Genomic DNA, 10,665 nt, shown 5'->3' on the forward strand with positions numbered 1-10,665 from the left:
GATGTGGCCACCCGCCCACTACGTCCAGGCACGGACCAGGAGGCTGGCATGAACAAGATGACGTTCCCCAACGCCTGCCAGGTGATGCGCTGGCATTTCCACCCGCTGGGCTTCGAGGCCAGCATGGATGCGCCACGCAGCATGGTCGCGCGGTTGTTCGACCGGGCCACCGGAGAAACCGTGCTGGCGATTGCCGGCATCCCGTGTGCGGCAATCATGGCCGCCGCCGATGTCGAACGCATCATCGAGGCCGTCGAGGCCGAGATGGATGCCTTCGCCCCCGCCTTTACCTTGCGCGACGCCGGTTAACCGGCTGCCAGGGCCCCCGGGCCCATCGCTTGCAGCTTGCTCAGAAATTGCTCGGCCGGTACGAGTTGCCCCAACAGGTAGCCCTGCAGCGAGTCACAGCCCAGGCGGGTCAGAAACGCCTGCTGCCGGTCAGTTTCTACCCCTTCGGCGACGATTCGCAGCCCCAGTGCCTGGCCTAGCGCGACAATCGCCGACACGATCGCGGCGTCATCGCTGTCCTGTTCCAGTTCACGCACAAAGCCGCGGTCGATCTTCAATTCGTTGGCGGGCAGGCGCTTGAGGTACATCAGGCTGGAATAACCGGTACCGAAATCATCAATCGACAGGTCCACGCCCATGTCGGACAAGCGCTGCAGCACTGTGAGGCTGGCATCGGCGTCATGCATGGCGGTGGTTTCGGTAATTTCCAGGGTCAGGCAGTTGGCTGGCAGGCCATTGTGCTGCAAGGCCTGGGCCACGCTGTCGACCAACCCGCAATGGCTGAACTGGATAGCCGACAGGTTGACCGCCATGCGCCACTGATGATGGCCTTGGTCCAGCCAGAGACGCATCTGCCGGCAGGCTTCGTTGAGCACCCATTCGCCAATCGGGATGATCAGGCCGGTTTTTTCTGCCAGCGCGATGAAGCGGTCAGGCATCAGCAACCCCTGCTGCGGGTGCTCCCAGCGCAACAAGGCTTCGGCACCGATGGGCTGGCAAGCCTGGGCGTCGAACTTGGGCTGGTAGTGCAAGCGGAACTGGCGCTGCGCCACGGCCTGGCGCAAGTCCTGCAGCAGCTGCAACTGCTGGCGGGCGTTGCTGTTCATCGACACGTCGAAGAACCTGTAGCCATTCTTGCCGGCGCTCTTGGCGTGGTACATGGCCGCGTCGGCATTGCGCAGCAGCTCGTGCTGGTCCTGGCCATTGCCCGGGTAGAGGACGATACCCAGGCTGGCCGACAGCTGCAGGTCGTGCTCGGCCACCCGGAATGGCCGTGACACCAGGTTGACCTGCTTGACCGCCACGTCCATGGCATCGTCGGGTTCCTGCAACTGCACCAGCAGCACGAACTCATCGCCACCGATCCGTGCCAGGGTGTCCTGGCTGTGCAGGTGGCCGCGCAGGCGGGCGGCCACGGCCTTGAGCAGCAGGTCGCCAATGTGGTGGCCAAACGCATCGTTGACCGGTTTGAAACCGTCCAGGTCGATAAACATCAGGGCAAAACAGCCGCCCTGCTCCGCCACCCTGGCAATCGCCTGCTCGATGCGGTCGGCCAGCAGGGTGCGGTTGGGCAGGTCTGTGAGGGTGTCGTGCAGGGCCAGCTGGGTCAGTTCCTGGTTGGCCAAGGTCAGCGAACGGGCCAGCTCTGCGGTGCGCACCTCCAGGCGCGCGTCCAGCACCGAGGTCAACAAGGCTACCGCCAACACTGACAAGGTGGTGATAAGCACCAGGTAGACCAGGCCATCGCCTTGCAGGCCACCGCCCGCCAGCGCCCCGCAGAAGCTGCCATCCGGGAAGTTCGCCGCTGCCATGCCGGTGTAGTGCATGCCCACGATGGCCAAGCCCATTACCACTGCTGCCAGGCCGCGAATCTGCCGCACATAGGGAGTGTGCGCACGCAGGCGGAAGGCGATCCACAATGCCGCCGCCGAGGCACCGACAGCGATCAGCAGCGAGGCGCCGAACAGTGTCGGGTCATAATCGATGCCTGGCAGCATGCGCATCGCCGCCATGCCGGTGTAGTGCATGCAGGCAATGCCTGCACCCATGATCAGCGCGCCAAACGCCAATTGCGGCCCTGGCAGGCTTGGCTGGCTGACCAGCCACAAGGCAAAGCCCGATGAAAGCACGGCGATCAACAGCGAGAACGCGGTCAGGCCCAGGTCATACCCCAGGTCGATGGGCAGACTGAAGGCGAGCATGCCCACGAAGTGCATGGACCAGACGCCCATCCCCATGGCCAGTGCGCCACCGAACATCCACAAGTGGGCAGCCCGGCCCTTGGCCGTGGCGATGCGGCCGGCCAGGTCAAGGGCGGTATAGGACGCCAGGATCGCCACGCACAGCGAAATCAACACCAGCGAAGAGGAGTAGCTACCGGTCAGCATGGGGGTTTCCAGCACTGGGACGGGAGTCCCGGAAAAAGCTGACGATTGTACTCAAGCTTTGGCGAAACGCACGGGGTTTTTGCGAATGGGAATGGATCCAAAAAAGCCCGTAGCGGGTTTGCCAACGGAGCCGATGCCGCGGCGGGTGGCACCGGCTTTGCGGGTGTTTGCGGCTAACCTTGCAAGGCGCGCGGGCGGTGGCTGCGTTCCTCGGCTTGCGGCGCCGTCGCCGCCTGCAGGTGGAAGTCGAAGGCCAGCTCGGCAAAGCGCCCACCCTGCACGCCACGGTCATGCGCTGCCGCGGCATCCTCGACAAAGCGCAGCTCGCCGATCAACCCGTCGCGGGTGGCATAGGCGAAGTCATCCCACAGGTACCGGTCGCCAGCAAAATTGATCTGGGTGGTCAGGTGCCGGTGCCCAGGTGCCGAAATGAAGAAGTGCACGTGCGCCGGGCGCTGGCCGTGACGACCGAGCTGGTCCAGGCACTCCTGGGTAGGCCCCTGTGGGTCGCAGCCGTAGCCCGACGGCACGATCGAGCGCGCCCGGTAGCGGCCCTCGGCATCGGTGACGATGCGGCGGCGCAGGTTGTACGCAGACTGGCTCGAATCGAAGTACGAGTACGTGCCTTGGGTGTTGGCGTGCCACAGGTCGACGGTCGCGCCCGCCAACGGCCGGCCGTCGGCAGCAAAGACCTGGCCGTGCAGGAACATCACCACCCCGGGGTCGGTGCCGTCATCCATGCGCGCCTCCCCTTCTGCCAGCGGGGCACCGGCAACGTACAGCGGCCCTTCGATGGTGCGCGGGGTGCCCCCGCCCAGGCCGGCCTCGGCATCCTTGGCATCCTGCAGCAAGTCGAGGAAGTGCTCGATGCCCAGGCCGGCGGCCAACAGTCCTGCCTCGTTACGGCCGCCCAAGCGGTTGAGGTAGTCGATGGCGTGCCAGAACTCATCCTCGCTGACCTCCAGGTCTTCGATCAGGCGTGCAGTGTCCTGCAGCACGCGGCGGATGATCTTCTTGAAACGCGGGTTGCCTTCGGCATGGTCCAGCCCGGCGACCTTGTCGAAGAACGCCTGGATGTCAGCAGTGTGGGAAATGTTCACGGTCATCGTACTCACCTCGTATTGTTCTTGTTCAGCAGCAATCAGCGGTCGTCGCTGTGGACCGACGAGGGGTGCCGGCACAAGCCGTCAATCTCGATGTCCATGTACGGGAACAGCGGCAACTGCATCAGGGTGTCGTGCAGGGCCTCGACGCTAGGCACATCGAACACGCTGTAGTTGGCGTAGTGCCCGGCAATGCGCCACAAGTGGCGCCAGGTGCCTTCGCGCTGCAGCCGCTGGGCCAACGCTTTTTCATCGGCCTTGAGCTGCGCAGCGGTGGCCGGGCTCATGTCGACCGGCAGTTTCACCGTCATCTTCACGTGGAACAGCATGCAGGTTTCTCCTTTCTTGCGTCAGCTTCAAAAGCTGGCAGGGCTTTGCCCAAGTGGGCTCCCCGCCGGGGTGTGCGCGTGCTCCTGTAGCCTGCAGCTCAGCGCCTGGCGAAGCGCGCCAGGCGCGTTTCGTCCAGGGTCAGCCCCAGCCCGGGGGTGCGCGCTATGTGCAAGTGGAAATCGCGATACTGCGGCGGCTCGTTGACGATTTCCTCGGTCAGCAACAATGGCCCGAACAATTCGGTACCCCAGGTCAGCTGGCGCAGGGTGAGGAAGGCATGGGCCGAGGCCAGCGTGCCTATCGAGCCTTCCAGCATGGTGCCGCCGTACAGGGCGATGCCGGCAGCCTCGGCGATCTGCGCGGTGCGCAGCACAGCGCGGGGGCCACCGTTCTTGGCGATTTTCAAGGCGAAGATGCTGGCGGCGCCGTCGGCAGCCAGGCTGAAGGCGTCTTCGACGCTTTCGATCGACTCATCGGCCATGATCGGGGCCGGGCTGCGCTGGTTCAGGCGCACCTGGCCAGCGCGGTTGATGCGCGAAATCGGCTGCTCGATCAGGTCGATGCCGTTGTCGCCCAGCACCTGGCATGCCCGCAGCGCCTGGGACTCGTCCCAGTACTGGTTGACGTCGACCCGCACGCTGGCGCTGTCGCCCAGTTCGCGCTTGATCGCCACCACATGCCTGAGGTCCTGGTCCACCGGGTTGGCACCGATCTTCAGCTTGAACACCCGGTGGCGGCGTATTTCCAGCATGTGCTGGGCTTCGGCGATATCACGCGCGGTGTCGCCGCTGGCCAGGGTCCAGGCCACCTCCAGGCTGTCGCGTACACGGCCACCCAGCAGTTCGCTGACCGGCAGGCCCAGGCGCTTGCCCTGGGCGTCGAGCAACGCGCTTTCGAGCCCGGACTTGGCAAAGGTGTTGCCTTTGGCCAATTTGTCCAGCTTGAGCATGGCCGCGTTGATGTTGTCTGCCGGCAGGCCGAGCAGCGCCGGGGCCAGGTATGCGTCGATGTTGGCCTTGATACCCTCGGGGCTTTCGTAGCCATAGGCCAGGCCGCCAATGGTGGTGGCCTCGCCCAGGCCTTCCACGCCATCGCTGCAGCGCACGCGCAATACCACCAGGGTCTGCTGCTGCAGGGTGTGCATCGCCAGCTTGTGCGGGCGAATGGTGGGCAGGTCGACGATGACTGCCTCGATACGTTCAATCAGCGCGCTTGTCATTGTTGCCAGGTCTCGTCAGGTCGGGCGGGCGAAGGCCAGCCCGAATGGTGCATGTGCTTGCTTGTGCGAAGATTGCGCGAGACCCTGCGCAGCGTCCAATATCATATGAATCTCTCACCATACCCTGGAGGTCTGATGGAGCTACGCCACCTGCGCTACTTCAAGGTCCTGGCAGAAACCTTGAACTTCACCCGCGCCGCTGAGCTGCTGCACATTGCCCAGCCACCGCTGAGCCGGCAGATCAGCCAGCTCGAAGACGAGCTCGGCACCCTGTTGGTCGCGCGCGAACGCCCGCTGCGGCTGACCGATGCAGGCCGTTTTTTCTATGAGCAAACCTGCACCGTGCTGCAGCAGTTGCAGAGCATCAACGACAACACCCGGCGTATCGGCCAGGGCCAGCGCCAGTGGCTGGGCATCGGTTTTGCCCCCTCCACCCTGTACACCGTGCTGCCCGACTTGATCCGCGAGCTGCGCCAGGACAGCGACCTGGAGCTGGGCCTGAGCGAAATGACCACGCTGCAGCAGGTGCAAGCCCTGAAAAGCGGGCGTATCGACATTGCCTTTGGCCGCATCCGCATCGACGACCCGGCCATTGAGCAGCAGGTATTGTGCGAGGACCCACTGGTAGCGGTGCTACCCAAGGGCCACCCGCTGTCTGGCAGCCCATTGAGCCTGGCGCAACTGGCGGCGGAGGCGTTCATCCTTTACCCGGCCAACCCCCGGCCCAGTTATGCCGACCATGTGCTGGCGCTGTTTGCCCAGCACGGCATGAGCATCCGGGTCAGCCAGTGGGCCAATGAGTTGCAGACAGCGATCGGCCTGGTGGCAGTAGGTGTCGGTATCACCCTGGTGCCGGCATCGGTGCAGCAGCAGCACCGCACCGACATTGAATACGTGGGCCTGCTGGACAGCAGCGCGGTCAGCCCGATCATTCTCAGCCGCCGCCAGGGGGATATCAGCCCGATGGTGCAGCGTTGCCTGGCCTTGCTCGCACGACAGGCTGGCTGAGCCCACTGCGTGCAGCCCGCCCCCGTATACCCATCGGTATATGGATGTTCCCTTTGATCTGTTTCATGCTCGGCCACGCGAATCGCGAAACGCCCGGGCAACAAACACTTCAACAAAGATCTTCGGGAGTCGAACATGGCGGGACGTCTAAACGGCAAGGTAGCGCTGATCACGGGTGGCGCGGGTGGCTGCGGGCTGGCCGCCTCGCAACTGTTCGCGGCAGAGGGGGCGCGGGTCGGCATTATCGACCTGCCCGGCAGCGACGGCGCAGCGGTTGCGCGACAACTGCGCGAAGCTGGCCACCAAGCGGTTTTCGCCGCAGCCGATGTGTCGGACGCACAGCAAGTCAAGGCCGCTGTCGCCACCGTGGAGGCAGCCTTCGGCCACATCACCGTATTGATGAACCACGCCGGCATCCTTTCGGCTGTCCCCTTCCTCGACACCAGCGAAGAAGAATGGGACCGGATCATGGCCGTGAACGTGAAAAGCATGTTCCTGGTCACCCGTGCGGTGCTGCCGGGCATGCTCGCAGCCGGCGGCGGCAGCATCGTGTGTACCTCCTCCATATCGGCCGTGGTCGGCACGCCGATGGAAGTCCTGTATTGCACCAGCAAGGGCGCCACCCATATGTTCGCCCGGGCCATTGCCGTGGAGTTCCGTGACCGCGGTATCCGCGCCAATGCCATTTGCCCGGGTTTCATTGCCACAGCCCACGGCCTGCGGGAAATCGACATGCTGCGCAAGCACGGTGTGGACGTCAGCGAACAGGCCATCGCGGCCGCCCAGGGGCGCCTGTGCCAACCCGCCGAGGTGGCCAGCGCCGCCTTGTTCCTGGCCAGTGACGACGCCAGTTTCGTCAACGGCGCGCACCTGTTCGCGGATAACGGCTACACCGCGGTCTGACCTCAAGCACGCCAAGCAGGAGAATGACGTGAGCACTTCCTCCAACAACATGCACATCAACGAATTCGGCCTGGACCACGCGCACTGGCGCAACTGGGCCGGTAACCAGTCCTGCATTCGCGCGGCACGCGGGGCGCCGGCCAGCGAAGACGAACTGTGCACGCTGGTCAACCAGGCCAGCCGCAACGGCATGAACGTTCGGGTGGCCGGTTCCGGGCATTCGTTCACCCCGGTAGCGCTGACCAATGGCCTGCACCTGACGCTGGCCAACATGAGCGGCGTACGCCATGTCGACCACGCCAGAAAGCGCGTCACCGCCGCTGCCGGCACCACCATCAATGCCTTCGGCAAGGCCCTGCGGGCGGCTGGCCTGTCGATGGTCAACCAGGGCGACATCGACAGCCAGTCGATTGCCGGGGCACTCACCACCGGTACTCACGGCACAGGCCTTACCCTGGGCAACCTGGCCTCGTCGATAGTGGGCATGAAGCTGGTGCAGCCCAACGGCGACATTCTCGTCGTCGATGAAAGCACCCCTGACCTGCTGCAGGCGGGCCGCGTTTCCCTGGGTGTACTGGGCATCGTCAGCGAACTGACCTTGCAGGTGACCGACAGCTTCAACCTGCACGAGCGCATTTGGCGCGAAGACTTCGAGAGCGTGATGGACAGGCACGACGAACTGGCGCGCAAGCATCGCCATTTCAGTTTCTTCTGGTGCCCCACCGAGCAGAGCCGGCACTGCTATTGCCTGCCCGACACCGCGGCCACCAGTAGCAGCGGGCGCACCACCGACGTGTGCGAAGTCAAGGTCATGGACATTACGGATCGCCCCGCCTGGGAAAGCGCATTCGAGAAGGTCGCGTACAGCTCGGATGTGTACCCGATCGAGTACCTGCCCAATTTCCATGAACTGGAGTACGCCGTGCCGCTGCGCCACAGCAAGGAAGCCCTGCGGGCAGTGCGCAAGCTGATGCTGGAAGACTTCCCGCAAGCCATCTACCCCATCGAGTACCGGTTCACGGCAGGTGACGGCGCCTGGATGAGCCCGTTCTTCGAACAGGACAGCGTGACCATTTCGGTTTCCGGCGAGCCGGGCACCGATTACTGGGACTACTTGCGCGCGGTGGACCAGATCCTGCGGTCGTATGGCGCCCGGCCGCATTGGGGCAAGTTGCATTTCCTGACGGGCGAGGATGTTAGCGCCATCTACCCGCGTGCCGAGGACTTCCGCAAGCTGCGCCGGCAGTTGGACCCGCAGGGCACCTACCTGAGCGAACACCTCAGCCCGCTGTTCAAATAAGCACCCCGCTCCTGGCGCACCTGGCAACGTGCCGGGGCGGGCTTGCACCGCGTACGGGCCGCGCAGCGGCCCACTGCCGGCAACGCGGTGCTATGCCTTGGCCAGATAATCGATGAACAGGCGAAACAGTTCGGCGTTGGTGGAAATGTCCAGCCGCTGGTAGATGTTGTGCTTGTGCACCTTCACCGTCCCCTCCGAGATATTCAACTGCCGGGCAATCGAGGCGTTGCTGTGCCCTTGCAGCAACAGCTTGGCGATCAAACGCTGGGTCTCGGTCAACTGCCCCTGCAGGATTTCCACGAAGGCATCCTCCAGCACGGCGCCTTCCGGCGATGCCCGCAGGCACTCGGCAAAGCGCAGCCGACAGTGCTGGCCAAACAGCGCGGCCAGCAATGGCGCCAGGTCCGCCAGCAGCGCCATTTCGGCCGCGCTGAAGTCCCCACTGCGCTGATGGCGCATCAGCGAATAGACCATGGCCACCTGGGGCTTCAGCGGCATGATGAACCCCACCTCTTCCACTGCCGTGCCGTAGCCGGAGGCCACGCAAGGGTGGATATCACGGGAGATGGCGAAACCTGAAGAGAAGAAGCAGTCAGGCGCCAGTTCACTCATGCGCCACAGCCCGGCTGGGTGCTCGTTGACGCAGGCCACATAAAACGGGTCCAGCAAGTAACCGCCGCGCACATAGGCGTTCAGGGTGCGCTCGCTGACGCTGTGGTTGTAGCCGTTATGCACCAGCACGGCCGGCTGGTTGAACTGGAACAGGTACGCGCAGCTCATGTCGAACGCCAGCTTGTCGCCTATCACCTTGTCCAGCGCCGGCCCGAAGTGTTCGCTGCCGATCGCTTCGATCAGCGCAGCCAGCCCGTTCGCTTCGTCTTTTGTCATTGTTCACCACGCTCTCATGCACCAAAGCCTCATGACCTTACCGCCTTGGCCAGCCAAAAGCACAAAATCCGGGGCGCCCTGGGCGCTCCGGATCAAATGCACGACGCTTTGCGCTCAGGACGGCTCGGGCGCCACCGCGAAGGCGCCTGCGGCGTCGTCCTGGCGCCCCATTTCCTGCGCCTTGGGCACGGCCAGCCAACTGGCCAGCAGCATGGCAATCAGGCCGCCACTGAGCTTGCCAATCATCAGCGGCAGGATCAGCGAGGGCTGGAAGTTTGCCGAGAAGGCCATGTGGTCGCCGAAGGTGAAGGCCGCGCACACCGAAAAGGCAATCACCAACACCTTGTCCTTGGGCGGCATCTCGCTGACCAGGCGGAACATGGCGAGGAAATTGGCCGAAGCCGCCAGCACACCCGCAGCCCCGACCCCAGACATGCCGAAGCGCGATGCCACGCGCTCGATCGGCCGCGCCAGAAAGCGCTTGAGCAAATGCACCATGGGGAATGCCCCGCACAGCATCAGGCCGACGTAGCCGGCAATCTCCAGGGCGCGGAACTGGTCATCGGCATCGGCGATGATCGGCGCGAAGCCCCAACTGCCGAATACATGGCTGAACAGCCCGGTGAAGTACTGCACGATCGACGCCACCAGTACCAGCACCACCGCGATGTACATGAACTGCCCGAGCTTGAGGAACAGGTACACCATCAGTGCCGGGCAGTAACGCAGCGCCGCCGCCAGGGCAATGCAGAACAGGATCAAGGGCATCAGGTTGCGCAGCAGCATCGCCCAGGAAAAATGCAAGGCCTGGGTGGCGGCACCGGTGGTTGCGATATCCGGGCGCACCCCCAGGTCCAGTCCCTGCATGGCCATGGCGATGATCATGATGCTCAAGGGAATGGCCAGCAGCCCAGCCATGATGCCCAGTGCCATGTACTTGTGATCGACCTTGCGCAGCATGGCCAACCCGACCGGGATGACGAAAATGATCGTCGAACCACTCTGGAACCCGGTGATCAGGCCGAGGATCCAGCCTTCCGGGCTTTGCGCCAAAGCCTTGGCCAACTGGTAGCCGCCCATGTCCGAGGCGATGAAGATAGGCCCCGCGGTGCCAGGGTCGGCGCCCATCAACTGGAACAGCGGCGCGATCACCTGGCTGATGCCGGCTGAAATGTACGGGATCGCGGCCATGATGCCAGCGACCGGGATGAAGATCGGGCCGATGCTGTGCAGCCCGGCGATGAACTCCTGGCCCAGCTCGCCTTCGGGGTTATAGATGGATGCCAATGCACCCAGTACCGCACACACCATGATCACGTAGATGACATAGGTACCGATGCTTTCCATTTGCCGCCTCATTTTTGGAGTTGTGGGGTTGGCAGGTCTGAAAGGTCACAGGGGCATCGTTGTTTTTATGCTGAGCAAGGCGTGCCCCGTCGAGCATTCAAGCTAAGCGGCGGGGGGTGGGCTGTCCATATACCGGGAGGTATATGCCCCTGCAAAAGAGAGTGCCGTGCC

10 protein-coding genes are annotated in these 10,665 nt (G+C 64.0%); 4 read left to right on the forward strand and 6 right to left on the reverse strand.

Annotated elements, in window-relative coordinates:
- Nucleotides 1-48 precede the first annotated feature (48 nt).
- On the forward strand, nucleotides 49-309 hold the full coding sequence (locus DMX12_RS15265) for a DUF1652 domain-containing protein (RefSeq protein ID WP_009686520.1): 261 nt from the start codon (nucleotides 49-51) through the stop codon (nucleotides 307-309).
- Here DMX12_RS15265 and DMX12_RS15270 read toward each other — a convergent pair.
- The 4 genes from DMX12_RS15270 to DMX12_RS15285 form a co-directional block, all read right to left on the reverse strand.
- Nucleotides 306-2,396: a bifunctional diguanylate cyclase/phosphodiesterase gene (locus DMX12_RS15270; protein WP_110678440.1), complete on the reverse strand. Its 2,091-nt coding sequence runs from the start codon at nucleotides 2,394-2,396 to the stop codon at nucleotides 306-308. The genes DMX12_RS15265 and DMX12_RS15270 overlap by 4 nt on opposite strands.
- Nucleotides 2,397-2,569: 173 nt before the next feature.
- Nucleotides 2,570-3,502: a catechol 1,2-dioxygenase gene (gene catA / locus DMX12_RS15275; protein WP_110678441.1), complete on the reverse strand. Its 933-nt coding sequence runs from the start codon at nucleotides 3,500-3,502 to the stop codon at nucleotides 2,570-2,572.
- 35 nt (nucleotides 3,503-3,537) lie between these two features.
- Complete coding sequence (gene catC, locus DMX12_RS15280; protein ID WP_110678443.1) at nucleotides 3,538-3,828, reverse strand: muconolactone Delta-isomerase; 291 nt, start codon at nucleotides 3,826-3,828, stop codon at nucleotides 3,538-3,540.
- A 98-nt stretch (nucleotides 3,829-3,926) separates the two neighbouring features.
- Nucleotides 3,927-5,048 (reverse strand): muconate cycloisomerase family protein, encoded by a 1,122-nt coding sequence (locus tag DMX12_RS15285; protein ID WP_009686515.1) that lies wholly within the window; start codon nucleotides 5,046-5,048, stop codon nucleotides 3,927-3,929.
- 135 nt (nucleotides 5,049-5,183) lie between these two features.
- On the opposite strand from DMX12_RS15285, the gene DMX12_RS15290 reads away from it, so the two are divergent.
- From DMX12_RS15290 to DMX12_RS15300, 3 genes are all read left to right on the forward strand, one after another.
- The gene (locus tag DMX12_RS15290; protein ID WP_110678445.1) at nucleotides 5,184-6,056 is read left to right on the forward strand and encodes a LysR family transcriptional regulator; all 873 of its coding nucleotides are present in this window, start codon (nucleotides 5,184-5,186) and stop codon (nucleotides 6,054-6,056) included.
- Between the two features lie 135 nt (nucleotides 6,057-6,191).
- The gene (locus DMX12_RS15295; protein WP_110678447.1) at nucleotides 6,192-6,959 is read left to right on the forward strand and encodes an SDR family NAD(P)-dependent oxidoreductase; all 768 of its coding nucleotides are present in this window, start codon (nucleotides 6,192-6,194) and stop codon (nucleotides 6,957-6,959) included.
- Between the two features lie 28 nt (nucleotides 6,960-6,987).
- On the forward strand, nucleotides 6,988-8,259 hold the full coding sequence (locus DMX12_RS15300; RefSeq protein ID WP_110678449.1) for a D-arabinono-1,4-lactone oxidase: 1,272 nt from the start codon (nucleotides 6,988-6,990) through the stop codon (nucleotides 8,257-8,259).
- A 90-nt stretch (nucleotides 8,260-8,349) separates the two neighbouring features.
- On the opposite strand, the gene DMX12_RS15305 is transcribed toward DMX12_RS15300, so the two are convergent.
- Both DMX12_RS15305 and eutH read right to left on the reverse strand, forming a co-directional pair.
- Nucleotides 8,350-9,147 carry a helix-turn-helix transcriptional regulator gene (locus tag DMX12_RS15305; protein ID WP_110678451.1) on the reverse strand — a complete coding sequence of 266 codons (798 nt, stop codon included), beginning with the start codon at nucleotides 9,145-9,147 and terminating at the stop codon, nucleotides 8,350-8,352.
- A gap of 114 nt (nucleotides 9,148-9,261) precedes the next feature.
- Nucleotides 9,262-10,494 carry an ethanolamine utilization protein EutH gene (gene eutH / locus DMX12_RS15310; protein ID WP_110678453.1) on the reverse strand — a complete coding sequence of 411 codons (1,233 nt, stop codon included), beginning with the start codon at nucleotides 10,492-10,494 and terminating at the stop codon, nucleotides 9,262-9,264.
- Between the last annotated feature and the right edge of the window lie 171 nt (nucleotides 10,495-10,665).

The organism is Pseudomonas sp. MB-090624 (assembly GCF_003205245.1).
Lineage (GTDB): Bacteria > Pseudomonadota > Gammaproteobacteria > Pseudomonadales > Pseudomonadaceae > Aquipseudomonas > Aquipseudomonas juntendi.

What these genes read in the sequence shown, in the direction of transcription:
- DMX12_RS15265 (WP_009686520.1), top strand. Translation starts at nt 49, where the DNA reads ATGAACAAGATGACGTTCCCCAACGCCTGCCAGGTGATGCGCTGGCAT.
- DMX12_RS15270 (WP_110678440.1), bottom strand. Translation starts at nt 2,396, where the DNA reads ATGCTGACCGGTAGCTACTCCTCTTCGCTGGTGTTGATTTCGCTGTGC.
- catA (WP_110678441.1), bottom strand. Translation starts at nt 3,502, where the DNA reads ATGACCGTGAACATTTCCCACACTGCTGACATCCAGGCGTTCTTCGAC.
- catC (WP_110678443.1), bottom strand. Translation starts at nt 3,828, where the DNA reads ATGCTGTTCCACGTGAAGATGACGGTGAAACTGCCGGTCGACATGAGC.
- DMX12_RS15285 (WP_009686515.1), bottom strand. Translation starts at nt 5,048, where the DNA reads ATGACAAGCGCGCTGATTGAACGTATCGAGGCAGTCATCGTCGACCTG.
- DMX12_RS15290 (WP_110678445.1), top strand. Translation starts at nt 5,184, where the DNA reads ATGGAGCTACGCCACCTGCGCTACTTCAAGGTCCTGGCAGAAACCTTG.
- DMX12_RS15295 (WP_110678447.1), top strand. Translation starts at nt 6,192, where the DNA reads ATGGCGGGACGTCTAAACGGCAAGGTAGCGCTGATCACGGGTGGCGCG.
- DMX12_RS15305 (WP_110678451.1), bottom strand. Translation starts at nt 9,147, where the DNA reads ATGACAAAAGACGAAGCGAACGGGCTGGCTGCGCTGATCGAAGCGATC.
- eutH (WP_110678453.1), bottom strand. Translation starts at nt 10,494, where the DNA reads ATGGAAAGCATCGGTACCTATGTCATCTACGTGATCATGGTGTGTGCG.